24 protein-coding genes and 1 riboswitch are annotated in these 25,409 nt (G+C 49.9%); of the genes, 17 read left to right on the forward strand and 7 right to left on the reverse strand.

Annotated elements, in window-relative coordinates; translation table 11 throughout:
• The first annotated feature begins 42 nt into the window (after positions 1–42).
• From ugpA to panP, 6 genes are all read left to right on the forward strand, one after another.
• Positions 43–924: a sn-glycerol-3-phosphate ABC transporter permease UgpA gene (gene ugpA / locus BZG74_RS10475; RefSeq protein WP_069361279.1), complete on the forward strand. Its 882-nt coding sequence runs from the start codon at positions 43–45 to the stop codon at positions 922–924.
• Complete coding sequence (gene ugpE / locus BZG74_RS10480) at positions 924–1,772, forward strand: sn-glycerol-3-phosphate ABC transporter permease UgpE (protein WP_077772549.1); 849 nt, start codon at positions 924–926, stop codon at positions 1,770–1,772. Before ugpA ends, ugpE begins: the two co-directional genes overlap by 1 nt.
• On the forward strand, positions 1,773–2,876 hold the full coding sequence (gene ugpC / locus BZG74_RS10485) for a sn-glycerol-3-phosphate ABC transporter ATP-binding protein UgpC (RefSeq protein ID WP_077772550.1): 1,104 nt from the start codon (positions 1,773–1,775) through the stop codon (positions 2,874–2,876).
• A gap of 21 nt (positions 2,877–2,897) precedes the next feature.
• A complete protein-coding gene (locus BZG74_RS10490) occupies positions 2,898–3,698 on the forward strand; it encodes an HAD family hydrolase (protein ID WP_077772551.1) in 801 nt (266 codons plus the stop codon).
• 215 nt (positions 3,699–3,913) lie between these two features.
• Positions 3,914–4,435 carry a hypothetical protein gene (locus tag BZG74_RS10495; protein WP_077772552.1) on the forward strand — a complete coding sequence of 174 codons (522 nt, stop codon included), beginning with the start codon at positions 3,914–3,916 and terminating at the stop codon, positions 4,433–4,435.
• A gap of 215 nt (positions 4,436–4,650) precedes the next feature.
• The gene (gene panP, locus BZG74_RS10500) at positions 4,651–6,297 is read left to right on the forward strand and encodes a pyridoxal-dependent aspartate 1-decarboxylase PanP (RefSeq protein ID WP_077772553.1); all 1,647 of its coding nucleotides are present in this window, start codon (positions 4,651–4,653) and stop codon (positions 6,295–6,297) included.
• Between the two features lie 88 nt (positions 6,298–6,385).
• Here panP and BZG74_RS10505 read toward each other — a convergent pair whose 3' ends face one another.
• The 5 genes from BZG74_RS10505 to BZG74_RS10525 form a co-directional block, all read right to left on the reverse strand.
• Positions 6,386–6,829 (reverse strand): hypothetical protein, encoded by a 444-nt coding sequence (locus BZG74_RS10505; RefSeq protein WP_131825634.1) that lies wholly within the window; start codon positions 6,827–6,829, stop codon positions 6,386–6,388.
• A gap of 138 nt (positions 6,830–6,967) precedes the next feature.
• On the reverse strand, positions 6,968–7,438 hold the full coding sequence (locus BZG74_RS10510; RefSeq protein ID WP_077772555.1) for a DUF2947 domain-containing protein: 471 nt from the start codon (positions 7,436–7,438) through the stop codon (positions 6,968–6,970).
• Positions 7,439–7,573: 135 nt separating this feature from the next.
• Positions 7,574–8,143: a heme utilization protein HutZ gene (gene hutZ / locus BZG74_RS10515; RefSeq protein ID WP_077772556.1), complete on the reverse strand. Its 570-nt coding sequence runs from the start codon at positions 8,141–8,143 to the stop codon at positions 7,574–7,576.
• A 2-nt stretch (positions 8,144–8,145) separates the two neighbouring features.
• On the reverse strand, positions 8,146–8,682 hold the full coding sequence (hutX, locus tag BZG74_RS10520) for a heme utilization cystosolic carrier protein HutX (RefSeq protein WP_077772557.1): 537 nt from the start codon (positions 8,680–8,682) through the stop codon (positions 8,146–8,148).
• Between the two features lie 77 nt (positions 8,683–8,759).
• Entirely contained in the window at positions 8,760–10,808 is a 2,049-nt protein-coding gene (locus BZG74_RS10525) for a TonB-dependent hemoglobin/transferrin/lactoferrin family receptor (RefSeq protein WP_077772558.1), read from the reverse strand.
• Positions 10,809–11,008: 200 nt separating this feature from the next.
• Between BZG74_RS10525 and BZG74_RS10530 the strand changes: the two genes are divergently transcribed.
• From BZG74_RS10530 to BZG74_RS10575, 10 genes are all read left to right on the forward strand, one after another.
• Complete coding sequence (locus BZG74_RS10530) at positions 11,009–11,851, forward strand: heme/hemin ABC transporter substrate-binding protein (RefSeq protein WP_077772559.1); 843 nt, start codon at positions 11,009–11,011, stop codon at positions 11,849–11,851.
• Positions 11,851–12,885: a FecCD family ABC transporter permease gene (locus BZG74_RS10535; RefSeq protein ID WP_077772560.1), complete on the forward strand. Its 1,035-nt coding sequence runs from the start codon at positions 11,851–11,853 to the stop codon at positions 12,883–12,885. The genes BZG74_RS10530 and BZG74_RS10535 overlap by 1 nt, the downstream gene beginning before the upstream one ends.
• Positions 12,885–13,661 carry a heme ABC transporter ATP-binding protein gene (locus tag BZG74_RS10540; protein ID WP_077772561.1) on the forward strand — a complete coding sequence of 259 codons (777 nt, stop codon included), beginning with the start codon at positions 12,885–12,887 and terminating at the stop codon, positions 13,659–13,661. The genes BZG74_RS10535 and BZG74_RS10540 overlap by 1 nt, the downstream gene beginning before the upstream one ends.
• A gap of 293 nt (positions 13,662–13,954) precedes the next feature.
• Positions 13,955–14,959, forward strand: coding sequence for a substrate-binding domain-containing protein (locus BZG74_RS10545; protein WP_077772562.1), 1,005 nt, complete (start codon positions 13,955–13,957; stop codon positions 14,957–14,959).
• 177 nt (positions 14,960–15,136) lie between these two features.
• Positions 15,137–15,239, forward strand: a riboswitch (cyclic di-GMP riboswitch).
• Positions 15,240–15,384: 145 nt separating this feature from the next.
• A complete protein-coding gene (locus tag BZG74_RS10550) occupies positions 15,385–15,978 on the forward strand; it encodes a TfoX/Sxy family DNA transformation protein (RefSeq protein ID WP_077772563.1) in 594 nt (197 codons plus the stop codon).
• Positions 15,979–16,269: 291 nt separating this feature from the next.
• Positions 16,270–18,405 (forward strand): dihydrolipoyl dehydrogenase, encoded by a 2,136-nt coding sequence (gene lpdA / locus BZG74_RS10555; protein ID WP_077772564.1) that lies wholly within the window; start codon positions 16,270–16,272, stop codon positions 18,403–18,405.
• A gap of 18 nt (positions 18,406–18,423) precedes the next feature.
• Positions 18,424–19,572, forward strand: a complete 1,149-nt coding sequence (locus BZG74_RS10560; RefSeq protein ID WP_077772565.1) for an ABC transporter substrate-binding protein — start codon at positions 18,424–18,426, stop codon at positions 19,570–19,572.
• 13 nt (positions 19,573–19,585) lie between these two features.
• Positions 19,586–21,295, forward strand: a complete 1,710-nt coding sequence (locus tag BZG74_RS10565) for an ABC transporter permease (protein WP_077772566.1) — start codon at positions 19,586–19,588, stop codon at positions 21,293–21,295.
• On the forward strand, positions 21,255–21,926 hold the full coding sequence (locus tag BZG74_RS10570; protein ID WP_077772567.1) for an ATP-binding cassette domain-containing protein: 672 nt from the start codon (positions 21,255–21,257) through the stop codon (positions 21,924–21,926). The genes BZG74_RS10565 and BZG74_RS10570 overlap by 41 nt, the downstream gene beginning before the upstream one ends.
• Complete coding sequence (locus BZG74_RS10575) at positions 21,919–22,545, forward strand: CDP-alcohol phosphatidyltransferase family protein (RefSeq protein ID WP_077772568.1); 627 nt, start codon at positions 21,919–21,921, stop codon at positions 22,543–22,545. Before BZG74_RS10570 ends, BZG74_RS10575 begins: the two co-directional genes overlap by 8 nt.
• A gap of 1 nt (position 22,546) precedes the next feature.
• On the opposite strand, the gene punR is transcribed toward BZG74_RS10575, so the two are convergent.
• Entirely contained in the window at positions 22,547–23,446 is a 900-nt protein-coding gene (gene punR, locus BZG74_RS10580; RefSeq protein ID WP_077772569.1) for a DNA-binding transcriptional activator PunR, read from the reverse strand.
• Positions 23,447–23,551: 105 nt separating this feature from the next.
• On the opposite strand from punR, the gene punC reads away from it, so the two are divergent.
• Positions 23,552–24,757: a purine nucleoside transporter PunC gene (punC, locus tag BZG74_RS10585; protein ID WP_077772570.1), complete on the forward strand. Its 1,206-nt coding sequence runs from the start codon at positions 23,552–23,554 to the stop codon at positions 24,755–24,757.
• 77 nt (positions 24,758–24,834) lie between these two features.
• Here the strand turns inward: punC and BZG74_RS10590 are convergent, their stop codons facing one another.
• Positions 24,835–25,404, reverse strand: a complete 570-nt coding sequence (locus BZG74_RS10590; protein WP_077772571.1) for an O-methyltransferase — start codon at positions 25,402–25,404, stop codon at positions 24,835–24,837.
• Between the last annotated feature and the right edge of the window lie 5 nt (positions 25,405–25,409).

Raw genomic sequence — 25,409 nt, forward strand, 5'->3', positions numbered from 1 at the left:
ACGGAGCGGTATAAACTGCCGCTCCACTTTTTGAGAAAGCCTATGTCCAATAAACCCACATTTAATCATTGTGCGTTTCCCATTTTACTACTCGCGCCTCAATTGCTGATCACGTTTATCTTTTTTATCTGGCCAGCGGCGCAGGCAGTATGGCAATCCACCTTGTTGGAAGATCCATTCGGTCTCAGTACCGAGTTTGTCGGTGGCGAAAACTTCACTGAGTTGCTGGGAGACGCCAGCTATTATCGCTCTTTTTTGACCACCTTGTTCTTTAGTTTTTCTGTTGCAGGCATCGCACTGCTATCGGCGCTTGTGCTGGCGGTGATGGCCGATCGAGTCATTAAAGGGGCGGCTGGCTATAAAACGCTATTGGTATGGCCCTACGCGGTCGCTCCCGCTGTCGCAGGGGTGCTGTGGTTATTCATGTTCAATCCCACTGTCGGTGTATTGGCCCATGCGCTAAAAGCCATGGGTTTAGACTGGAATCCGTTTATCCATTCTGGCGATGCCATGACCATGGTGATCATTGCCGCCACATGGAAGCAGATTAGCTACAACTTCCTCTTCTTCCTCGCCGGGCTGCAATCCATCCCACGCTCATTGGTGGAAGCGGCAGCCATCGACGGCGCAGGCCCGGTAAAACGCTTTTTTACCATCATTTTCCCATTGCTCTCTCCGACCTCTTTTTTCCTATTGGTCGTGAACTTGGTGTACGCCTTTTTCGAAACCTTTGGGGTGATTCATGCCATGACACAAGGTGGGCCCGGGCAATCCACCACGACGCTGGTGTATAAAGTGTATGCAGACGGCTTTGTCGGCCTCAATATGGGCTCATCCGCCGCGCAATCCGTGGTGTTGATGATCCTCGTGGGTGCATTAACCGTGATTCAGTTTAAATATGTTGAAAAGAAGGTGGCTTACTAATGGTTGAACGTCGCCCTTGGCTTACTGTGTTCTCGCATTTGGTGTTGATTGTAGGGGTGGCCTCGGTCGCCCTCCCCGTGTGGTTAGCGCTCACCGCCGCTACCCACGACAGCAGCGCCTTTGTTAGTGGTGTCACCCCATTATGGTTTGGTGACAAAGGTTTATCTGTGTTCGCGGAGGTTTTAACCGAGGGCACCTCCCGTGAGCTAAATATTTCTGTGGCTGGCATGCTATGGAACTCATTTTTGATGGCGATGGGCATCGCTATTGGCAAGCTCGCGATTTCCATTCTTTCAGCTTATGCCGTGGTGTACTTTCGCTTTCCTGGTCGAATGTTGGCATTTTGGGTGATCTTCATGACGTTGATGTTGCCGGTCGAGGTGCGCATCATGCCAACTTTTCAGGTCATTGCTGATCTCAATATGCTCAATTCGATGTCGGGGTTGACCATTCCACTCATCGCCAGCGCTACCGCGACCTTTTTGTTCCGTCAGTTTTTTATGACGGTCCCAGGTGAAATGCTTGAAGCGGCACGGATTGATGGCGCGGGCCCGTTCAAGTTTTTCAAGGACATTCTGCTGCCCCTCTCGCGCACCAATATCGCCGCGCTGTTTGTGATCACCTTTATATACGGTTGGAACCAGTACCTTTGGCCGATTTTGATCACCACCGATGATGAGTACTACACCATTGTGATGAGCATTCAGCGCATGCTCTCCGTGGGTGATGGTGAGGTGCAATGGAACCGTGTAATGGCAACAACCCTTATGGCAATGCTCCCACCGGTTTTGGTGGTGCTCGGCATGCAAAAATTATTTGTTAAAGGCTTAGTGGAAACGGAGAAGTAAATGGCAACGGTAACCCTCGATCAGATTGAAAAGACCTATCCTAATGGGTTTAAGGCCATTCACGGGGTCGACTTAGCCGTGAAAGAAGGCGAAATGATTGTATTGGTTGGTCCCAGTGGCTGCGGCAAATCGACCTTGCTGCGGATGATTGCAGGCCTGGAAACCATTTCTGATGGCAATTTGGTAATAGACGATAAAAAGGTCAACGATCTTGAGCCAGGTGAGCGCGATATTGCCATGGTTTTTCAAAACTACGCGCTCTACCCTCATATGAGTGTGTTTGACAATATGGCCTATGGCTTGCGTAACCGTGGAACGCCAAAAAATACCATCCAGCAACTGGTCAAAGAGGTCGCGACCATGTTGGAGCTCGACCACCTACTCGACAGACGGCCCAATCAATTGTCCGGCGGACAGCGGCAACGCGTGGCCATGGGCCGCGCCATTGTGCGTCGCCCCAAGGTTTTTCTCTTCGATGAGCCACTATCCAACCTTGATGCCAAGCTGCGTGTGCAGATGCGATTAGAAATCAAAAGTTTGCAGAGGAAGCTGAATACCACTGCCGTGTATGTCACTCACGACCAAGTTGAAGCGATGACCCTCGCGGATCGCCTCGTGGTATTAAATGGTGGTAACGTTGAACAAATTGGCACACCATTAGAGGTTTACGATGCACCGGCGAGTTTGTTTGTGGCCACGTTTATAGGGTCACCGGCCATGAATATCGTCGAGGGGCATATCGATAAGGAAACCTTGTCTATCGGTAAACATGTGTTAGCAGCTTGCCAAGGCGTCTCCTCACAGCCCGTCTCAGTGGGTTTACGGCCCGAGCATTTGAAAGTCGTGCCTGCCGACCAGGCCTGTTTCACACTGTCGGTTACCTTGACCGAGTCTTTGGGAGCTGATTTGCTGGTCTATGGCCATATAAGCGATACTGATAGCATCATCACACTGCGTTTAGAGGGGCACAGTAAGGTCGTAGAAGGAGATAACCTACCCCTGGCGATTGCCCCTGACAACCTCCACGTGTTCGACCATCAACAGGGAAAACGGCTGACGCTTACTCTGCGTCAAATGAATCATCGCCATGTAGCGGCTATTTAATTAACGAGGATCGCGACACCTATGCCGAATCAGTGTTTGCCCATATCATCAATGCATGATCACGCCATACGCTGGCGTAACGTGCAATGGCTATTTACCGACGTCGATGACACCTTGACATGGAAAGGTGAGCTCCCTTGGCAAACACTGAAAGCGATGGCCGAACTCCGTGACGCTGGTATTCACGTTGTTCCTGTTACTGGCGCGTGCGCTGGCTGGGGCGATCATATGATTAACGCATGGCCTGTCGATACCGTGATAAGCGAAAACGGTGGCGTGCTCCTATGGCAAGAAAACGGTCAGCGCTTCACGGAAATCAATCAAGATGCCCATCAACAGCAAGCAGCGCTACTCGACTGGGTAAACCGCTTACTTGAGCGCTATCCAGCTCGCGCACTTGCTGCGGATCAGCCTTATCGTCTCTGTGAAGTGGCGATTGATATTGGCCAACATACACCACGCGCATCCGTAGATGAGATCAATGCATTGCTCGACGAGCTTCATGGACAGGGCGTCAATGCAACAGCCAGCTCTATTCACATTAATGCTTGGTTAGGTAATCATAGTAAGCGACACGCTGCAAGAGAATGGTTAGATCGTTACAACGTCACCGCTGGGCAGGCTCAGCAACGCGCAGCGTTTATTGGCGATTCACCAAACGACAGTGACATGTTTGCCTACTTTCCTCTGAGCGTCGGCGTCGCGAATATCTCGACCCACCTTCCAGCGTTAGCAACCATACCAACTTGGATCACAGATGCACCGGGAGGGTTTGGTTTTGCCGAGTTTACCCATCACTGGCTGTCGGTATTGTCGAAATAGCAAGCTATGTCAACGCGCTAACTGAGTGTGGTGTCACAGCTTTTCTGCTACAGGGCTTTTTATATCAATGTGTTATTTAACTTTGTCGCTGGCTCGTTCTACAATATCTGCGTTTTATCATTCACAAAGATGCCCAAACCTCAGCGTTTGCGCCCCGCACATGGTTGGTGCGTATAATCATAAAGCGCAAACACGATAACGATTAGGATAATGTTATGAAACGCTATGCCCTTGCACTGGTCGCGGCACTGTTGCCGATAATGTCAAACGCTGCGCCTGTCAAAAACGCAGACTGCTATTCAGCCAAGTATCATGATTATGTGGATGCATCGATCAATTGGTACCAAGCGTTGGTCGATATGACGGTGAAAAAAGACGCATCGCTCGATGAGGTCGCACAATGGTTTTTGCAAGGCCGTAAAAATCACTTTAATCTTAATGCAAAGGCATTTGATTATTATTTAGAAAATGACAGTGCCAAGCTCAACTTAGAAGCGCCGGTGGAATCTTGGTTAAAACTCGGCCAAGAAGACGTCAAAACACTCGCGCAAAGCTCGTTGCCCCCCTCTGCGCTAGCTGAGAAAGTGTTTAACTTCCGCCAAGGCGAAGCGATGGAAGGGAACTACGCCCTTCGCAGTGCGCTGGCCGACCTTCTCAGTCACCCTAAAGAAATTGATAAGGCGCTTAATCGATATAACGACCAAATGAGTAGCATCAACAGACGCCAATGCCAATAATCACGTCCCACGCTCGAGCCAGTAAACGCTGGCTCCTCTAACCGGCAACGTCGCATCCGCACTGTTGCAGCTGTCATTACTCCGTAAAAAAAGCCTGATGCACACGCTTTTTTTTGCTATGTTGTGGCCTGTTTTCAGTCAGTGTTCGTGACCCATCCTCGATGTGTATGATGTGGTCACTATTTGGACAGCCAAGCAGATATAAGAAGAACGTCATGGCAACACACAATAAAGCCGCGGACGCCACACCGGAAACCTTGCACCGGATTTTCACTGTCCCCGAAGCCCCAGACTCAACACTCAGTCAAATTGAGCAAGAGATCTCTCAGAATCTTAATCGGTTTTTACAAAATCACATTACCGCTACCGAGCGCTCACTTGCCGACATTGAGAGCGATTTTAGCGATCCGGCTATTCCTGAAGATCCTACTTTCGTGTCTGACCACACGCAGTTTTTGCTTGATAAACTGGTCGCTCAGTCGGTTCACACCGCTTCACCGCGATTTATCGGTCATATGACCTCAGCGCTACCGTACTTTTTGATGCCACTGTCCAAAATCATGATTGGCCTCAACCAAAATACGGTCAAAATTGAAACGTCTAAAGCCTTTACACCGCTTGAGCGGCAAGTGCTTGGCATGTTGCACAACCTGATTTATCAGCAAGATGAAGCCTTCTATCAAAGCTGGATGCACAGTGCCAACCATTCACTCGGTGCTTTCTGCTCCGGTGGCACAGTGGCCAATATCACCGCGCTATGGGTGGCGAGGAACAACGTCTTAAAACCTGATGGTGATTTTCCTGGGATCAACAAAGCCGGACTATTCGGTGCGATGCGCCACTACGGCTATCGCGACCTCGCTATCTTGGTCTCAGAGCGTGGTCACTATTCATTGGGTAAGGCGGCTGATGTACTCGGCATTGGCCGCGATCAACTTATCTCTATCCCCGCCGATAGCCAAAACCGTATTTGCATTGATGCGCTAGAAGACACAATAGCAGCACTTAACCGGGACAACATCAAACCGGTAGCCATCGTGGGTGTCGCGGGCACCACAGAGACGGGCAGCATTGACCCACTCAATGCACTGGCTGATATTGCCGAGCGTGAAAGCATTCACTTTCACGTTGACGCTGCGTGGGGCGGCGCAACCTTAATGTCAAATAATCAGCGCCACAAACTGGCTGGGATTGAACGTGCCGATTCTGTCACGATTGATGCGCACAAACAGCTTTATGTCCCCATGGGGGCCGGTATGGTGCTATTTAAAGATCCGTCGCTCGTGGCATCAATCGAGCACCACGCGGAATACATTCTGCGTAAAGGAGCAAAAGATCTGGGGAGTCACACTCTCGAGGGCTCTCGCAGTGGTATGGCAATGTTGGTGTTTGCTTGTATGAACATTATCTCTCGCCGCGGTTATGAGTTATTGATCGATCAAAGTATTGATAAAGCGGCGACATTTGCTGACATGATAACTACAGATCCAGATTTTGAGCTCATATCGGTACCCGAGTTGTGTCTACTCACCTATCGCTTTGTACCCGCAAAAGTACAAGCCGCGCTGGCTGTGGCAAGTGAGGAGCAAATTGAGTTGATACATGATTTGCTTAATGACTTAACCAAGTTCATTCAAAAGCGCCAGCGCGAGTCGGGCAAAACCTTTGTCTCCCGTACACGTCTCACGCCTGAGCAATGGCAACGTCGCACCACTACGGTTTTCCGTGTCGTGCTGGCCAATCCGCTCACCACCGTTGATATTTTGCAAGAAGTGCTAGCGGAACAAGGTGAAATCGCCAAAGAAAGTGAGTTTGCCTACCCACGTCTGATGACCCTAGCTGACAGTATTCTCAAAGCTTAGCCAGGGCGTCTCGAGTAATAAAAAGGCAGTCATCGCGCGATGACTGCCTTTTTAATCTGGTTAACAACGATTCAATGTCACATTCGCGCTATTTTAGCGGTCCTGTTTTGGGTGAATCTGTCGATTGCAAGCAATGGGTTTGGCTCAATACGGCTTCGCGTTGATGTTCAATATCAATTTGGGCTTGGCGCCACTGCATCTGCACCTGAGATGCCGTCATCGGCCGGCCCGGCTCTGAAAATAAAAACCGCTGCAGTGTGTGTTCAAACTCAGCATTGTTTTCTTGTTCGCTGTATACAATACCCATCAGCTCAAACGCACGTGTTTTCTCTCGCGCCGTACCAATCACGGTGTAGCGCTGCGCCGTATCAAGTGTTTTGTCATAGCGGCAATGGACAAGATCTTGTTGCGCACCACGTAATGCTTCGTTGAGGCCAATGGTGCTATAATTGCGCCACAAATCCGACGTTTTTGGCAGTGAACAGCCGACCAGTAACATCGACAAGCACACCGCAGCCATTATCCTAATCATCGCTTTTCCTACGCTCAGCACCAAATACCACTCTTCTCTCTAAGGCTACCTATACAGAGTTATCGCGCCATCACCACGCCTGCTGCCACAATAGCAGTTGCTCTCACTCTTAACGGCATCGCCGCTGATAACTTGAGATCAGTCACGCTTGCCAATCACCACTTCCCCTGATTGCTCAAACATAGCCACTTCCTTGCGCCGGCGTCCCAGTAGAATAGGCTTATCGTCGTAGAATAGAAAGTTTTTCCAATACCGTTTAAATACGCCCCATTGGGTTTCGACGATATTGTGTTTGTCGTAGCAAAAGTAGACCGTAATATTGTCTTCCCAAGGGAAATTAGCAAGAAACTCATCAGGAAGGTCACCGTCATCATCCCAAGCTTGTTGCCAAACCAGTCGCTGGGTCCAAACACTTTGCTGGGTCGGCCAATCTTGCTTACCAAAATGATCCGGTGTTGGGCTATCTTTGCTGATAAATTCTTGCCATAGCTGCGCCGCACGTGCTTCTGTCATGGGTTTAATATCAGCCAGATCCTGTTCAGGAATAGGTAAAGACTGGTGGGTGAAGATCCACTTCCTTTTATATTCAGACAACGGGAGATAATTCATGCTAATCAAGTTCTACACTCTATGATGCCGGCAACTTTATCATATTCATCACTGGGTTGTTACCAAGTAAAACCCGATTGAAGCGACGCAAGAGCGGCAATGCACACACATTGCCGTTCGCATATGAGAACTTGATTAGTCGTTAACCGCTATCTCATCGATCGAGAGAATATCCTGGCTGTCGCCAAGTTTTCGATGGCCCTGATCAAGGTGTACCATGTCGACAAAGTCATCACTGCCAACCTGAAAAGCCTGACCAAACCCTTTAACATACAAACCGTTTTCCGGCTTTAGACGGAATAAATGGAAGTCAGCTAACCCGCTTAAGCTGTCGATAATATCGCCAAAGCGGTGGGTCAGCGCCGAAATCCCCATTTGCCACGCCGTGGTGTCACGCATCACTAATTCCGCATTGGCATCGAAACTAAGGCGCTGGCGCGCATAAATTTGTTTTGCCCCGCTTTCATCTTCGATCATCATCAACGAAACCTGAGGATTTTGTTGTAAGTTCCGCGCATGACGAGCAATTTCACTGATTAAAATATAAAAACCGTCCTCTAGCTGTGCAAATGGCGCATAACTCACGTTGGGTTTTCCTTGGGCATCGACGGTTGCGAGCTGCAAAGTCCGACAGTTAGCACGAAAGGCTTTGATTTCAGGGCCAAGGCGGTTTTGTAGGCGTTGTTGTTTTGTCGCTTGATCCATGATTATTGCTCCCGATCTGTTGCTGTTGAGGTCGCTAACTGCGTTTTTAGTTGATGGAATGCTTCAACCTGATGGTCGAGAAGCTGACGTTTTTCATCACGCCCCAAGTAAATCTTAAAGATTGACTCCCCCTGCTCGGTGAAAAAGCCGATGTAGTGGGTTGTTTTACCGCGAAAAGGCTTGCTGACGAACGCAATACCCGCCATACGCTCTAATTTTAGGTGGCCATGCATTTCACCCGGCTTTCCCATTAAGTTGTAGTAGCCATAAGCGATCTTTCCTTTGGGAAACGGGGCTTTTACTTCAAAAATTGAGCCACCGGAATGCACAATCGCTGTGACTGGGCCACCCCATTCGGCCACCTGAGTGAAAACGGTTTCCGCATGCTGCCCGTCCACCCACGTTTGATACTCAGCCGGCATGGCACGTACTGCCTCGCCTTCACTCACGCCTAGGGTTTTCGCTATATCAGCAGGCAATATAGAGGCATTATCTGCCAATATTGCGTCTACCTGCTCGTTTAAAGTGGTGGTTGTCATTGATCACTCCCAGCCTATTCTTATTGTGGTGTGTCGTCTCTGAGTGGGCAGGCGTTCACCTGCCCTTTATCTTTGGCTTAAAACTGATAACGAACATTAAACTTAATATCACGCCCGGGTGACGCGGTTTGCGCCCACGCTTGGGTGTATTGTTCATCGGTTAAATTATCGATCGCGAGATAAAACTTCACCCCATCCCAGGCGCCATTCGGGCTATAACTTGCATAGAGATCCCACAAGGTATAGCCGTCGTAGCTGTTGGCATTATTCGTGTCGTCTTGATCGGCATAATGAGAAACGCGACCACCAACACTCACCGGTAACGTCGCCAGCGCGTAGTCGGTTTCCGCAACCCATTTATGAGCGGGAATATTATCTAGATAGCTGCCATCATGCTTATTCTTGCCTTCGGTTTGGCTATAGCTCACGTTGTTGGTAAAACCACCAAGTTGGTGATGAAGGCTTAGCTCGACGCCTTCAAGTTTGGCATCTTTAACGTTTTCACGCGTTGTTGTTCCTCTCTTCATATTGATGTTTTGATCTATATAATCATTAACATCGTTCCGGAAAATATGTATGTCTAAGAAAGCATTGTCAACATAACGTGTCGAGGCAAAGTGATAGTTCAGAGAAAACTCTTTGTTAGCGCTCTCTTCTGGCCTCAAGTCGGGATTCGGCACAAATTGATTTCCGGGGAAGTGAGTACCACTCGCATACATTTCTTCTAAGCTCGGTGCCCGGAACGCCTCTCTATAACTGGCGGTGAGTGCGAGCTGCTCAGTGGCCTGCCAGGTTAACGCGGTGGAAGGCGACCACGCCGTGTCATCATGGTTACCAATGGTCGATTCGGGTCGCTTATCTTTCGCATCATAGGCATCAAAACGGACACCCGCTTGCCAGTGCCATGCTTGTCCCAGCGGTACATCAACTTGGGTAAATAAGCCGACACTTTGTGCTTCGGCGTCTTGGTTATCTGGGCGACCAAACATCGAGCGACTGGCGTCTCGTACTGTCTCAAAGTTGTCTTGATAAGCATCTAGGCCAGTGGTTAGTGTTAGTGCTTTAAACGTCGAGCGGTTCGATAAAGCCAAACCCAGCGTTTGCATCTGATTATTATCAAACTCACCTTTATCAACCCGATGCTCATTGACCTCAGTGTCGTTCCAATACAGGCGAGTGTCTAAATCCACCCATGACTGGCTAGGGTTATAGTTGTACGTGAGCGACAGGCTTTGGTCTTCGACTTGGCGATACACAAGGGGCGACGAGGTTGACGGCTCTTCTGCCGTCGGATTAGAGGGAACCCTGGCGTCACGTTTACCTTGACGCGCGATGAATGACCACTGGTGATCCAAAGAAGGCGTAAACACCAGTTTGGCAAACCCGCCTTTTTCTCGCTCGGCTGAATAAGACAAGGTTTTGCCATTGCCTAATTGATTATCATCACTATCGTTGTAGTAACTTTGTACCAGCCAATCAACCGTCTCCGTGCGACCAAACACCGCGCCGCTTGTACGTGAGGCGTTGTCGTTGCTGTGGAAGCCTTGTTTGACATAACCACCCAAGGTTTCTGTGCCAGAGAGAAAGTCACTGGCTGATTTGGTATTTTGGGCGAATACACCGCCTAATGCACCGGATCCCCACAAGGTACTGGAAGGGCCACGGACCACTTCGACTGAACGGAGTAACTCAGGATCGATGAATAGGCTGGAACGATGGCCGACCGAGAAATTCTGACGGGCACCATCAACAAGCTGGATGACGCGGCCGTTGTCACTGCTAAGGCCACGAATGCTAACAGACTGAGCGGCATCACGCCCTCCTCCGAGTACGGAGACATTGGGTAAATGACGAATCAAATCCGTGACATTGCTTCCCTGGCGTTTCTCTATCTCTTCCAATGACACTGTACTCACCGCCACGCCAGCGTTCGCTTTTTGTGTGTCCATGCGGCTTCCGTAGACAGAGAGCGTCTCTACAGGATTAGCCTCTTGCGACTGGCTAGCGGCACTCGATCTATCAGCGACGGCCTGAGGTGTAACACTCATCGTACCCAATACAGCCGCGACTGCTAACGCGACACGGTGGTTATGCTTTACTGCCCAATTATCCTTTCTGGTTTTCATAACGTTTCTCTATGCCTTACTGCAAATGCGACTTATCATCATTTGAAGGCGATTCTATTGATCGAGAACAGGAATGCAAACGATAATTGATCTTGTTTGTATTGAGTAATATATTGTCTCCGTTAACGTCACACGGTGTGGCGACCTAAACCGTATACAAACCAATCGACACGACTGGCACTGAAAAATAAGGATAAAGCATGGCAACCGCTGCTGTTCGACTGATTGCCCTGATGATGACACTCGTTTCATTTTCAATTTTTGCATCGCCTCGCATAGTGAGCGCGGGGGCAAGCGTTACTGATCTACTGATTGAGCTTGGAGCAGAACAACAAGTTGTAGGGATTGACGCCACGAGCCAGCTAGATAGTAAAGATGTTCCCAATATTGGCTACCACCGTCAGCTGGCGGTAGAGGGTGTACTCTCACTGTCACCCACGCTTTTGTTAGGCTCTGAGGAAATGGGCCCCAAACCTGTATTAACAAAGCTCGACAATGCTGGGGTTGAGGTGGTTACGCTACCGAGTGCTCCGACGGTGGCGGCGCTGAAACAGCGCATAACCCAAGTCGCCAACCTCACAGAGAAACAAAGTAACGCAGCACCACTGCTCCGTGCGGTCGATAAGAAACTCGCGCAACTCAAACGTCATGCCCTAGCGTCGACACAACAGGGAGTTTTCTTGCTCGTTCACCAAGGCCGCCCTGCGAGTATTGCCGGAGCGAGCACAACGCCCAATACGCTCATTGAGCTTATCGGTGCGAATAATCCCGCCGCCAATACGGTTACCAGTTATAAACCCCTGTCACCGGAGGCGCTGCTCGGTTTTAACCCTGACTTTATTTTGGTGATGCAGCGCTCCCTAGATCAGTTAAGCGGCTTAACGGGGCTTGCCAGTGCTGTGCCTTTACTTGAAAACACCCAAGCCTTTCAGCAAAACAAGATCCTCGCGATTGATGGCAGTGTATTGGTTGGCGGCTTGAGCCTGAAAACGCTAGATGAGGCGCTTCGTGTGCAATCACAGCTAATCGAGCGTAATCAGTGATGTCATTGCAGATACACCACCCATATCAGCGACTCTTTCCCGCGTTGCTTGTTCTATTGCTTGCCGTGTCAGTGGCCTCCATTGCGGTGGGACAATGGCAGCTAGGTTGGCTAGTCAGTTTACAAAGTTTAACGCCTTGGCAAGACCAGCTTGAGCCTCATGTATTGGCCATCGTCCAGCAAGTCAGGCTACCTCGTACACTGCTTTGCTTATTTGTGGGCGCTTTGCTCGCTGTTTGTGGTGCTTTAATGCAAGGGCTTTTTCGCAACCCGCTCGCGGATCCTGGGATTATAGGCGTCTCTGGTGGCGCGTCTCTGGGCGGCGCTCTGGGGTTATTATTGCTGTCATTTGGCAGTATAAATTTAGCCTTTCAGTTATCCGTACCATTATTCGCTTTTCTCGGTGCGCTGTTAGCGACGCTATTTGTCTACCGAATTGGCACCACAGTGATGGGCACGTCCGTTACCGTCATGCTATTAGCCGGTATCGCTATCAGTGCGCTATCAGGCGCGGCGCTGGGGATGATCAATTATGTGGCCGACAACCAAACCCTACGCGATATCGCGCTGTGGTCTATGGGGTCGCTGACCGGCGCCAGTTGGGGGCAAATAGGTTTAACCGGCGTAGCGGCTGTTGTCCTCACTGTGCTTGCTTATTGTCGGGCTCATCAACTGAATGCTTTATTGCTCGGTGAAAACGAAGCCGCGTATTTAGGGATCGATATTCACCGCCTAAAACGTTTGCTGATCATTGCGACCGCTGCTGGGATGGGCGTATCCGTTAGTGCTGCCGGGTTGATAGGGTTTATTGGCTTAGTGGTACCACATATTGGTCGCCTGATCGCTGGCCCCGATCACCGTATGCTTATCCCTTTATCAGCAGTATTGGGGGCACTTCTACTCACGCTTGCGGATATTATTGCTCGAGTGATTGTTGCTCCGGCGGAATTGCCAGTCGGCATCATTACCGCTTTGATGGGCGCCCCCTTTTTTATTTGGCTGCTTATTCAGCAACGACAAACAATGGTACACTAATGGCTCGTATTGCGCTTCATGTTCAACACCTTCATTACACCCTTGGCCAACGCCCACTGCTTCGCGACATCAATGTCGCTTTTCAAAGTGGGCAGTTACATGCCTTACTCGGCCCTAACGGAGCAGGAAAAAGCACCTTGCTCAAGCAACTGATGAGTGAGCAGCACCAACAAGGCGACGTATTGTTTTGGTCAGAGCCAAAAGCGACATGGCCTCGCGACGCATTCGCGAGACAGGTTGCTTTTTTGCCACAAACCAGTGGGTTAACCTTTGCCTTTACGGTTAGAGAAGTCGTCGAAATGGGCGGCACCCCATTGAAAGCAAATCGTAAGCAAATCCAAGCGTTAGCCGAAGCGCAGTTACACCAATGGCATGTATCTCATCTTGCACATCGTGCTTACCCCACACTGTCGGGTGGTGAAAAGCAGCGTGTGCATATGGCTCGTATTTCCATGCAATTGGCGGACACCGAACCGACTCGTGCAATGATGATGCTTGATGAGCCGACATCTGCCCTTGATATTAGTCACCAACACCAAACGCTCATGCAGTGCCGGGCACTGGTTGATCTAGGAATGACCGTAATCATCGTACTGCACGACCTTAACCTTGCCAGTCGCTATGCTGATTACCTCTATTTTATGAAACAAGGTGAAATGGTTCTCTCAGGAACGCCTTGGCAATGCTTTACTCACCACCAGATGACTGATATTTATCAACACCCACTGACAGTAATGACACACCCGACGCATGCTTGCCCATTGATAGTGACGTAATGACAAATTTGTCGACTGTGAGGAAAATGAGATCACTCTTCAAGAGCCTAGCTGGGTCACAAAACCACCTGTTGATGATGGCTTGCTCATCAGACCAATTGCGACTGAGCAGCAACCTAAGTAAACTGAGACCGCAACCGATTAACTATGAGAATGGATGAAATCGGATTCGTTACCTTCGCAACCGTCTAATGAGCCGGGATTGTGAAAGACAACGCCGCTGCGTTACAGCGGCGTTTTTCTGTAAGGTCGCGAGTAACGATCCCAAGGCTTCACAATATAGAAGAATTAAGATGGCAACGATTAAAGATGTCGCGCGTCTCGCGGGCGTTTCAACCACCACGGTTTCACACGTTATCAATAAGACACGTTTTGTCGCAGAGAAAACAACCGAAAAGGTGTGGCAAGCCGTTGAAGACCTTAATTATGCGCCAAGTGCGGTCGCGCGTAGTTTAAAGTGTAATACCACACGCACGCTTGGCATGTTGGTGACCAAATCAACCAACCCTTTTTTCGCTGAACTGGTTCACGGTGTAGAAGATTATTGCTATGAGCAAGGTTATACCCTGATCTTATGTAACACCGAGGGTAACCTAGAAAAACAGCGTGACTATTTACGCATGTTGTCAGAAAAACGCGTCGATGGCTTGATTGTGGTGTGTTCGGATCTCAATGAAGATCTCATGCTGCTGTTAGAAAAGAAACGCGATCTCCCGATGGTAGTAATGGACTGGGGGAGTCATCATATCAACACCGATCGCATCGAAGATAATGCTGAGTTGGGCGGCTATCTTGCTACCAAACACTTTATTGACAATGGCCATACCCAAATCGGCTGCATTTCCGGTCAAATGGATAAAAATACCTGTAAACAACGACTAGCAGGGTTTTACCGAGCACTGGATGAAGCCAATCTAACCGCGAACCCCGACTGGATTGTGGAGGCTGATTTCGAGGCCGATCAGGCCAAAGTTGCTGCGCAACAATTCATTGATATGACCCAGCGTCCCACAGGCGTGTTTTGCTTCAACGATATTATGGCACTCGCGGCAATTAGTACCTTTAACCAAGCTGGATTAAAGGTACCTGAGGACATTTCTGTGATTGGATACGACAATATCGACCTCACCGAGTATTACTCACCACCACTGACGACCGTCCACCAACCTAAGCGGCGACTCGGTAAAACTGCTGTTAAACTTTTGCTTGCACGCATTAACGATAATGATACGCAACAGCAAGTATTTGAAATGGATCTCGAGCTCATTAGTCGGGAATCTGTAAGAACGATAACATAGTGTTTTATAAACACTTTTAAAGCCACCATGCCATTGGGTGTAGTGGCTTTTTTCACACCCTTAAGCCAAAAAGAGCCTTTACTCTAACTTGTCAATTACAAACTTTTTGAACCAAAGTCACACTTTGTGTGATTGGTGAGGGAGACATCACTGTCTAATTATTATATGCTTATCACTGATTGAACAAGGCAAACCATGGCGAAAGCATGGGACGCAAAGCCACCGGCCTACGGACGCTGAAGCAATAACATCAGTAAGTCACGGTAGCGGGGTTGCCAGCATCATTGTTAAAAAGCTGAAGACGGCGTCAAAGCTTACGAGGTATCATTGTTGAGATTTTGATAACTCGCTGACAATCCAGTCTGTTTGCCTTGTTACACTCCGTATTATTTTTTAGGCATTTGCATTCATCGAGATTGTTATTAATGGATAAACCAGCTTTAAAAGACGCGATGCGTTTATTTGCCGAATTTGGCAATATCAAATCCCGATCCATGTTCGGCGGATTTGGCTTATTTTGCGAAGACACCATGTTCGCCCTTGTCGTCAACAACACTCTTCACCTACGCGCAGGCAAAGAAAACGAAGCGTTACTAAAGCAGCAAGGCTTAGCCCCTTATGTGTATAAAAAACGTGGATTTCCGGTGGTCACCAAATACTTTGCCATTCCTGATGGTTGGTGGGACGATCACCAAAAGCTCATCAATGAAGCTAAAAATGCACTCGATGTTGCCATTCGCGATCGTTCGCTAAAGACCGAAACCAGTCCGTCGCGATTAAAAGACCTGCCAAACCTTCGACTAGCCACCGAAAGAATGCTGAAAAAGGCAGGGATTGACACTCCCGAAACGCTGCAAAAACATGGCGCAGTCAACGCATACAAAGCGTTGGTATCTGCGCATGATACAGACCTAAGCTTGGAGCTCTTATGGTCACTCGAGGGTGCTATCACAGGCAAACACTGGTCAGTTGTCCCTCCCCAACGCCGCCAAGAGTTATTACAACATCTAGAGAAATAACACCTCACAATAACACTCTCTACTCTGACTCTACTTTTTCTGTGAGCAATGTTCGCGTCCAACACCGCCTTTAAGGCGGTGTCGCTTTTTCTGAACGCACTAAACGCTCAATAAATCATCATTCAAACTAATTTCAGACAGAAAACGAAAGTTTCTTGCGATCGGTCGGGTCTGGTTAAAGGTACGATTAAGGACACAGTTCCTCAATGTAACCGACAAATCAGCCAGTTAATTCAGCTACAGTACCTAAAGTAATAACTGGAACCCATTTACTATCGGACGAGACACAGTATGCCAGTAAAAAAGATATTGCTTGGTTTAGTGGTGGTGGCGCTTGTAACACTTTGGTTCAGTTTAGATCTCAGCCAGTGGCTCACGCTTGAAAACGCCAAAGCACAACAAGTGGCATTGAATGATTACATTATCGAAAACGCGACCACCGCAAGCCTGGTGTTTTTTGTCGGCTATGTAGTGATGACCGCCCTGTCCTTACCGGGTGCGGCAGTGGCGAGTTTATTGGGCGCAGCACTCTTTGGCTTTTGGTGGGCATTGGTGTTGGTCTCCTTTGCTAGCTCGATTGGCGCCACCCTCGCATTCTTGGTGAGTCGCTTTATGTTGCGCGACTGGGTCCAAGCCAAATTTGGTAATAAGCTAGACACCATTAATCGCGGCATAGAGAAAGACGGTAGCTTGTATCTGTTAACCCTCCGCCTGATCCCGATTTTCCCGTTTTTTCTGATTAACTTGGTGATGGGGCTAACCTCGTTCAAAACCCGCACCTTCTATTGGGTCAGTCAGCTCGGTATGTTGCCGGGTACCGCAGTCTACGTGAATGCAGGGACCCAACTGGCCCAAATCGACGCACTTGGCGACGTGGTGTCACCCTCGGTGCTTGGCTCACTCGCCTTACTGGGTGTCTTCCCACTGCTGGCAAAGTGGGTTTTGGCGTGGATCACGCGTCGTAAACGCTATCAAGGTTGGAACAAGCCCCATCAGTTTGACCGCAATATGGTGGTGATTGGTGCCGGTGCAGGCGGCTTGGTATCAAGTTATATCGCGGCGGTAGTGAAAGCGAAGGTTACGCTGGTCGAAAAAGGTTCGATGGGAGGAGACTGCCTAAACACAGGGTGTGTTCCCTCAAAAGCGCTGATCCGTGCGGCGAAAACCATGCGAGAAATTGGCAAGGCTAAGACGTTTGGCATTCATACCCAAGCGCCAGCGGTTGATTTTCCGACGGTCATGGCGCGGGTTAAGCAAGTCATTACCCAAATTGAGCCTCACGATTCGGTCGAGCGTTACACCAAACTCGGCGTGGAGTGTGTGCAAGGCGAAGCGCAAATCGTTTCGCCATGGGAAGTCGAGGTGAATGGCGAACGCCTCACTACCCGCAACATCGTGATTGCGACCGGCGCACGCCCTATGTTGCCCCCGATTCCTGGTTTGGCTGAGGTCACGCATTACACCTCGGATACGATTTGGTCTTTGTCTGAACTGCCACCACGATTATTGGTTTTAGGCGGGGGGCCTATTGGCGCAGAGTTAGCGCAAAGTTTTGCGTGTTTAGGCAGCCAAGTCATCCTGGCAGAAATGGCCGACCAACTTCTCAGCCGTGAAGATAAAGATGCCGCCCAGTTGGTTGAGCAGTCGTTAGAGCGTGACGGCGTGACGGTTTTAACACAGCACAAGGTCAAAGCATTTGAGCACAGTGATAATGAGCAAATCGCCTTACTCGACGGCCCTGACGGTGAGAAAACCGTCACATTTGATGCGGTGCTGGTCGCGTTAGGACGCAGCGCCAATACCAAAGGTTTTGGTCTCGAAAAGCTCGATATTCCAGTGACCGAGCGTGGCACAATTCAAGTCAACGAGTATCTGCAAACCGCCTACCCGAATATCTATGCGGTAGGTGATGTAGCGGGTCCGTTTCAGCTCACCCACGCCAGTGCTCATCAAGCATGGTATGCCGCGGTGAATGCACTATTCGGGCAATTTAAACGCTTTCGTGCCGATTATTCTGTGATGCCTGCAGCTACCTATACCTCTCCGGAAGTAGCCAGAGTGGGCATCAATGAGAAGGAAGCCAAGGCTCAACAACAAGACGTCGAAGTCACCTACTACGGCATTGATGATCTGGATCGCGCGATTGCTGATGGTAATGATCACGGCTTTATTAAGGTGCTGACACCGAAAGGAAAAGATACCATTCTAGGAGTAACTATTGTTGGCGAACATGCGGGCGACTTACTCGCAGAATTCACCCTCGCAATGCGGCATGGATTAGGACTAAATAAAATCTTAGGCACCGTCCATCCGTACCCCACCATGAGTGAAGCGGTGAAGTATACCGCCGGGATGTGGAAACAAGCCCATGCGCCCGAGAAGCTGCTTCGATGGGTCGAAAAATATCATCTTTGGATGCGTCACTAATTGAAAAGGAAAACGACAATGAAACATTGGATAGCGGCCATCACATTGGCGATCGCAAGTTCCGCCAGTTTTACTGCCTCTGCGAACACGGAAAACGACAGTTGGGAAAGTATTCAGCAACAAGCCAGAGGCCAAACCGTGTATTTTAATGCATGGGGGGGAAGCCAAGAGATCAATGCTTACCTTCGCTGGGCAAGTCGAGAGCTGCAACGTGAACATGGGGTGACATTAGAGCATGTAAAAGTGGCGGATATCGCTGAAACCGTGAATCGCCTGCTTGCTGAAAAAACAGCCGGTAAGGATAGCGGCGGCAGTGTCGACATGGTTTGGATTAACGGCGAGAACTTCAAATCAATGAAGGAAAATGATTTGCTGTACGGTCCTTTTGTTAGCACACTTCCCAATTGGCAAATTGCCGATAAAAGCTTACCGGTTGAAGAAGACTTTACGGAACCAACAGACGGCCTCGAAGCGCCTTGGGGGGTTGGACAGCTGGTCTTTATCCATGATCAGAAAACCTTGGCCAATCCACCTCGATCGTTTGCTGAGCTGCTCAATCTCGCACACGCAAATCCAGGCAGAGTAAGTTATCCAAAACCACCACAGTTTCATGGAACCAGTTTTTTAAAAGCCGCGTTGCTTGAGCTAACAAATTCGCCTGAAGCCCTGTACCTACCCGTTGAAGACGTTGACTTTGACGCCGTGACCGCACCTCTTTGGCAATACCTAGACAAGCTTCATTCCGTGGCTTGGCGTGAAGGTACGCAGTTTCCCTCTAGCAGCGCTGAAACCCTACAACTGCTAGATGATGGCGAGCTTCTCGTTGCGATAGCATTTAACCCCAATGCGGCAAAAGCAGCGGTAGCCTCTGGAAAACTCGCCTCGTCAGCGCGTGCGTTTGCCTTTGACCAAGGCGCGCTATCTAACATTCACTTTATGGCGATTCCATACAACGCCAACGCTAAAGCCGGCGCTATGGTCGCTATCAATTTCTTGATGAGTGAAAAGGCACAACTGCGCAAAGCCGACACCCAAGTATGGGGCGATCCACCGGTTGTTAAATTATCCGACACCGCCGAGGTCAGTCGCTTTAACACTCAGCCCGAGCCACATCCAAGCTGGCAAACCGCGCTTGAGACTGCTTGGCTGAAACGCTACGGCCAATAGAAAAGAGGCTAATATGGCACGTTTGCTGTTTGCCATTACCCTGACGGTATGCTGCCTACCCTTGTTACCTGGGGTGGGCGGCTTGATTACCACCGCCTTTGCGTTCGTGCCCACACTGGGGCTCACGGAGGCTAGTTTGAGCGGCTGGCGACATGTGATCGCATGGCCGGGCCTGTCTCAATCGATTCAGCTTACACTTATCTCGGGATTAGGCAGTAGCCTGCTCGCGGTAGCACTTAGCTTTATGATTTTACAGGCCACTTGGCAAACGCCCATTTGGCATAAGATCAGTGCACGCTTGCCCGCGCTACTGGCATTGCCACACGTCGCCTTTGCCATTGGTCTGGTTTTACTGCTTTCCCCCTCGGGTTGGCTGTTTCGCCTGTTAAGTCCCCTTCTCGGTGATAAACCCGTGACTTGGGCGCTGGTGCAAGATCCTTATGTTATCGGGCTCACCTTGGCGCTGACGCTAAAAGAAACCCCATTTTTACTATTGATGAGCCTGTCGGTACTGCGTCAAATTGATGTCTCTCGGCTGACGATGGTATCAACCAGCCTTGGGTATAATCACACCGCGACCTGGCTCAAAGTCATCCTACCGCTTTGGCTCGCTAAAATGCGTTTCCCGATTTTTGCCGTCATCGCCTACAGTCTGTCAGTGGTTGATGTGGCAATGATCCTCGGGCCCAATACGCCGCCTACTTATGCGGTATTGGTATGGCAGTGGTTTAACGACCCTGATTTAGCGCTATTGCCCAGAGCCTCAGCAGGTGCCTTGCTGTTATTTGCCCTGTGTGGCTTTGCCTTATTGCTGTTTCGCTGTTTGGCGTGGCTTGGTTGCCAAGTTCTCAATCGCTGGCAATATACGGGACGCCGCTACGCCTGGTTACCCGGCAAAGTATTCTGGTGGCCCGTATTTATCACTCCCCTTGCGATTATGCCTGTGTTGCTGGTGTGGTCTTTCGCGCTGCGTTGGTCATTTCCCGATTGGTTACCCAGTCGATATAGCTTACGGTTTTGGGAACAAGAGCTTAGCTATGTGTGGTCACTAGTAGGAAACAGCATTGTGCTGGCGGTGATCAGTGCCAGTGTCGCCTTGCTGTTTGCCATCGGGTGTTTGGAGCGCTCGGTCAATCAGCGACGCTCAGTACCGAGAGCGGTCATCGCCATTCCATTATTGGTTCCTCAACTCTCTATCTTGTTTGGCATTCAGGTGGCGGTGTATAGCCTCCCCGGCCAGTGGCACGTACCGGCAACCCTTTGGGCTCACATTTTTTTCGCGTTTCCTTATGTGTATCTCGCACTCGATGGGCCGTGGCAGCAATTTGATGTGCGGCTTATGCAAACCGCCAGAAGCCTCGGTGTCAGTGCCACACTCGCATGGTGGCGGGTTAAACTGCCGCTGCTTTTGCCCGCCATTATCTTGGCATGGGCGGTTGGTGCGAGTGTCAGTTTGGCACAGTACCTACCCACACAATTGCTGGGCGCGGGACGTATTAATACGCTCACTACCGAGGCAGTCAGCTTATCAAGCGGTCTCGATCGTCGTATCAGTGGCCTATATGGGCTGATGCAAGCGATGCTTCCCCTTATTGTTTTCGCCTTAGCCACTGTGCTGAGCCGCATCGCTGAGCGTCGCCTTTTACCTACATCAACACCAACTATCTCAGGAGCTCAACGCCATGACACTGTGTGTCAACCAACTCACCATAAACGCGCCTGATCAATGCTTGGTGCGTGATTTGTCATTTTCGGTCGCCCCGGGAGAAATACTTACTGTGATGGGACCCAGTGGCTGCGGAAAATCCAGCCTACTGAGCGTAGTGGCGGGACACATCCAACCGCCCATGCATTACAGCGGTCAACTGACGTTAAATGGTGAGCCCTTTGATCACTTACCGCCTGAGCAGCGCCGCATCGGGATTTTGTTTCAAGATGATTTACTCTTCCCGCATTTAAATGTGTGGCAAAACTTGGCGTTTGCCTTGCCATCATCGATGAGCAAACTACAAAAACGCGATCAGGCTATTGCGACATTAGGGTCCGTCAAACTAGCGGAGTTTGCCGATTATGCCCCTAGCCAGCTTTCGGGCGGACAGCGTGCGCGAGTCAGTGTGTTGCGTGCATTACTCGCCGCCCCCGATGCTATCTTGCTTGATGAGCCCTTTAGTAAGCTGGATAAGCCGCTGCGTCGGGATTTTCGGGCCTTTGTGTTTGAGCAAATCGCGCAGCGAAACATCCCTGCGTTGATTGTGACGCATGATGCCGAGGATATTGCGGATCAGAGCCGCTGTTTAAATTGGCCTAAACGCCCAGCTGACTCAGCACTGCAAGAGGAGATACAAAATGCTTGATCGCTATGCCATCGCGGTGATCCGCTGGCCATTGAAGCAGGCAGCGGTGCAGCTCACAAAGTGGAAGGTAAAACCTGATACCGTAACATTGTCAGGCTTTGTGATTGGCTTACTGGCCGTGCCTGCGCTAGCGCTACAAATGTATTGGCTGGCGCTTGTGTTTATTATCATCAACCGACTTTTCGATGGCCTCGATGGCGCGCTCGCCCGCGAGCAAGGGCTCACGGACGCTGGGGGGTTTTTAGACATTACCCTCGATTTTATCTTCTACGCTGCCATTCCTTTTGGCTTTGCCTTGGCCGATCCGACCAGCAACGCCATTGCTGCCAGTTTTTTGCTGTTTTGCTTTATGGGGACAGGCGCAAGCTTTTTAGCGTTTGCGATCATGGCCAGCAAACACCAGATTGATAACCCGGTTTACGCCAACAAGTCGATGTATTATATCGGCGGGATCACCGAAGGGACGGAGACCATTGCAAGCTTTGTGTTGATGTGTATTTTCCCTACCTACATGGCGTGGATTGCCGGCATTTTTGGCGCAGCCTGTTTAATCACCGCCGCCTCACGAGTTTGGGCGGGCTATCATACCTTGCGTACACTCGATACGCCCTCCTCCTAGCTTATAGCCACTGGTGTTGCAGCTGCTCTTTATCGCCTAAATAATCGAGCAGCCAGCGCACCGGTGGTGATTCTTTATCCGAGCGCCATGCAATGCAGCACGGACTGCTTAATAACGGCTCTTCAAGGACAAGCTCCACCAACTCTCCTCGCGCAATCGCATCTTCTGCCATGTGTGAAGGCATCACACCAATGCCCAGCCCGGCCTTAAAACATTGCATGGCACTGTGCCAATTGGGGACGGTAAGACGGCGCTGATTATCCAGTAGCCATGTCGTACGACGCGGCAAGCGGCGCGAAGTGTCTTCCAAACAGATAGCCGGATACGGCGCAAGCTGCTCATTGGCCAGTGGTTGGGTGCATTGGACGAGTGGATGCGACGGGCTCACCACAAACCGCCAGCGTAGGGTGCCCATTTCCCGATAGCGAAACGCGCCGCTCACTGGCACAGCAGCCGTGGCACCAATCGCAATATCGGCTCGATCATCAGCCAGTGCATCCCATACGCCGTTAAACACTTCCATGGTCAGCAACAATTCGACATCAGGAAACGCATCGTAAAAATCCCGCACCAACGTATTGACGCTATCTTCGCGCACGACGTTATCCAGTGCCAACGAGACACTTTGTGTCCAACCGTTGGCCACTCGCTGCGTTTGCTGGCGAATGGCTTCCATATTTTTAATCATCTCACGTGATTGAGAGACAAAGTATTCTCCTGCCGACGTCAACCGCACTTGGCGGTGAAGTCGCTCAAACAGAGTAACGGCCAGTTTGTCTTCAATCTGTCGTACCGTGTAACTCACCGCGCTCGGTACCTTGTGCAATTCATCGGCCGCCGCAGAGAAACTTCCTCGCCGCGCAACCACATCGATCACATGAAAATCTTGGTAAGAAAACATTAAAATCAAATTTTTTGAAAGCAATATTCAAATCATAGCGTTTCACAGCCAGCTTTGTCAGCCATAAACTATCTCTATGTCGAGTTTTCTATCAAGAGACAAAAAATGAACAAACAAGTGCCATTTATGACGCTACTGTGGCTAGCGGGGCTCAGTATGCTGGGCTTTTTAGCCACTGATATGTATTTACCTGCCTTTGAGGCGATGCGACTCGATTTGGCGACCTCTCCCGCCAATATCGGCCTCACCTTAAGTATCTTTTTGCTAGGGATGGCCTGTGGACAGCTGGTTTATGGTCCGCTGTCTGATCGCATCGGTCGCAAGCCCGCGCTGCTGATTGGCCTGAGCCTTTATTTAGTCGCGACTGTAGTGTGTATTTTTGCTAATAACATTTATTTATTGCTTGGCGCACGTCTAGTTCAAGCCTTGGGAGCGTGCAGCGCTGCGGTGATTTGGCAAGCCGTGGTCATTGACCGCTATGAAGGCAAGCTAGGACAAAAAGTGTTCGCAACCATCATGCCGCTCGTCGCTTTATCGCCAGCATTGGCGCCACTTGTCGGCTCACACCTACTCACCCTATATGATTGGCGCAGTATTTTTGTGGTTTTATTTGCGTTAGGGGTTGGTTTTGTTGCCTTTACCTTACGAGAAAAGGAAAGCCTTTCCAAACCCACGCAAGACACTAAAATTATTGACAAATTTGTAAGTGACTATCAGCAAGTTTTTAAATCAAAAAAATTCATCGGTAACATGCTTATTTTCGCAGGTTGTTCCGCGGCATTTTTTGCTTATCTGACAGGATCACCGTTCGTGATGTCAGCCATGGGTTATACCGAAGCGGATATTGGTCTGAGCTATATTCCACAAACCATTGCTTTTGTCGTCGGTGGCTACGCCTGTCGTCATGCCCTCAACAAGCTTAAAGATCACAGTATCTTGCCTTGGCTACTTAAGCTGTTTGTTATCAGTGTCGTGGTTATCTTTTTGATCAGCTGGCGTACCGATGTCACCAACATCTGGGTAATTTTAGGTCCGTTCTGTTTCCTCGCGGCAGCGAACGGTGCCATCTATCCACTGGTCGTCAATCGCGCCTTGGAAAATTTCAAATCCTGTAGTGCGACCGCTGCGGGGCTATTGAACTTCTTGCAAATGATGGTCTGCTTCGTAGCGAGCGCTGTGGTGTCTGCGTTTGCAGCCGCCGGCTTGATCGCCGTCACCACCGTCATGCTGTCAACCTGCGTGGTGGTCATTATTGGCTTTGGCTTGGTCTGGCATGCAAACCGTCAAGCGCAAACGCTAGCAGCCGCGTAATACCACTGAGTTTAGAGACTAAAAAGGCGTCTTTCGGGACGCCTTTTTTATCGTGCCTGTCCCGTCCTGAAATACGTTCACTCACGCCAATAGGCAACAAGCTCACCTTTGCCAATGGGAAGTACGCCCACATCGAGTTCAGGCTGTTGCTCAAGCCATCGTTTAAAAGGAGCAACCTCGTCAGCGTGGGATAATGCATTATCGACTACCAGCATGCCCTGAGGCTTGAGAAGTTGGAATAAACGTGGCGCTAAGGAGAGGTACTGACTTCGGTCGGCATCGAGAAAAATGAGCTCGAACTGTCCCTCAAGGCGAGTCATCCAATCACTCGCGTCGCCCAATTTCGCATCTATCCGGTTATCCATGCCGGCTTGCCTAAAGTGCTGCTGCGCTTGTTGGTGTTTTGCTTCATCGCGCTCAATCGTTACCACCTGCACGCTATTGCCGCCTGCGCGCGCGAGCCATAACGTTGAATATCCCATTGATGTACCAATTTCTAAAATACGGGTAGGCTGAATTTCATCCACTAACAGCGCTAAGAATTTTCCGGTTCCAGGCGTAATATTCAGCCATTTTTTACTTTTATCCTGTTGCAGGGCGTCGTTCTCTGTCCCCTGCATTTGCATCTGTTCCAGTAAGGCGTTCATGGTTA

It is taken from the genome of Salinivibrio sharmensis (genome assembly GCF_001995985.1).
Lineage (GTDB): Bacteria > Pseudomonadota > Gammaproteobacteria > Enterobacterales > Vibrionaceae > Salinivibrio > Salinivibrio sharmensis.

What these genes read in the sequence shown, in the direction of transcription:
- ugpA (WP_069361279.1), top strand. Translation starts at nt 43, where the DNA reads ATGTCCAATAAACCCACATTTAATCATTGTGCGTTTCCCATTTTACTA.
- ugpE (WP_077772549.1), top strand. Translation starts at nt 924, where the DNA reads ATGGTTGAACGTCGCCCTTGGCTTACTGTGTTCTCGCATTTGGTGTTG.
- ugpC (WP_077772550.1), top strand. Translation starts at nt 1,773, where the DNA reads ATGGCAACGGTAACCCTCGATCAGATTGAAAAGACCTATCCTAATGGG.
- BZG74_RS10490 (WP_077772551.1), top strand. Translation starts at nt 2,898, where the DNA reads ATGCCGAATCAGTGTTTGCCCATATCATCAATGCATGATCACGCCATA.
- BZG74_RS10495 (WP_077772552.1), top strand. Translation starts at nt 3,914, where the DNA reads ATGAAACGCTATGCCCTTGCACTGGTCGCGGCACTGTTGCCGATAATG.
- panP (WP_077772553.1), top strand. Translation starts at nt 4,651, where the DNA reads ATGGCAACACACAATAAAGCCGCGGACGCCACACCGGAAACCTTGCAC.
- BZG74_RS10505 (WP_131825634.1), bottom strand. Translation starts at nt 6,829, where the DNA reads ATGATTAGGATAATGGCTGCGGTGTGCTTGTCGATGTTACTGGTCGGC.
- BZG74_RS10510 (WP_077772555.1), bottom strand. Translation starts at nt 7,438, where the DNA reads ATGAATTATCTCCCGTTGTCTGAATATAAAAGGAAGTGGATCTTCACC.
- hutZ (WP_077772556.1), bottom strand. Translation starts at nt 8,143, where the DNA reads ATGGATCAAGCGACAAAACAACAACGCCTACAAAACCGCCTTGGCCCT.
- hutX (WP_077772557.1), bottom strand. Translation starts at nt 8,682, where the DNA reads ATGACAACCACCACTTTAAACGAGCAGGTAGACGCAATATTGGCAGAT.
- BZG74_RS10525 (WP_077772558.1), bottom strand. Translation starts at nt 10,808, where the DNA reads ATGAAAACCAGAAAGGATAATTGGGCAGTAAAGCATAACCACCGTGTC.
- BZG74_RS10530 (WP_077772559.1), top strand. Translation starts at nt 11,009, where the DNA reads ATGGCAACCGCTGCTGTTCGACTGATTGCCCTGATGATGACACTCGTT.
- BZG74_RS10535 (WP_077772560.1), top strand. Translation starts at nt 11,851, where the DNA reads ATGTCATTGCAGATACACCACCCATATCAGCGACTCTTTCCCGCGTTG.
- BZG74_RS10540 (WP_077772561.1), top strand. Translation starts at nt 12,885, where the DNA reads ATGGCTCGTATTGCGCTTCATGTTCAACACCTTCATTACACCCTTGGC.
- BZG74_RS10545 (WP_077772562.1), top strand. Translation starts at nt 13,955, where the DNA reads ATGGCAACGATTAAAGATGTCGCGCGTCTCGCGGGCGTTTCAACCACC.
- BZG74_RS10550 (WP_077772563.1), top strand. Translation starts at nt 15,385, where the DNA reads ATGGATAAACCAGCTTTAAAAGACGCGATGCGTTTATTTGCCGAATTT.
- lpdA (WP_077772564.1), top strand. Translation starts at nt 16,270, where the DNA reads ATGCCAGTAAAAAAGATATTGCTTGGTTTAGTGGTGGTGGCGCTTGTA.
- BZG74_RS10560 (WP_077772565.1), top strand. Translation starts at nt 18,424, where the DNA reads ATGAAACATTGGATAGCGGCCATCACATTGGCGATCGCAAGTTCCGCC.
- BZG74_RS10565 (WP_077772566.1), top strand. Translation starts at nt 19,586, where the DNA reads ATGGCACGTTTGCTGTTTGCCATTACCCTGACGGTATGCTGCCTACCC.
- BZG74_RS10570 (WP_077772567.1), top strand. Translation starts at nt 21,255, where the DNA reads ATGACACTGTGTGTCAACCAACTCACCATAAACGCGCCTGATCAATGC.
- BZG74_RS10575 (WP_077772568.1), top strand. Translation starts at nt 21,919, where the DNA reads ATGCTTGATCGCTATGCCATCGCGGTGATCCGCTGGCCATTGAAGCAG.
- punR (WP_077772569.1), bottom strand. Translation starts at nt 23,446, where the DNA reads ATGTTTTCTTACCAAGATTTTCATGTGATCGATGTGGTTGCGCGGCGA.
- punC (WP_077772570.1), top strand. Translation starts at nt 23,552, where the DNA reads ATGAACAAACAAGTGCCATTTATGACGCTACTGTGGCTAGCGGGGCTC.
- BZG74_RS10590 (WP_077772571.1), bottom strand. Translation starts at nt 25,404, where the DNA reads ATGAACGCCTTACTGGAACAGATGCAAATGCAGGGGACAGAGAACGAC.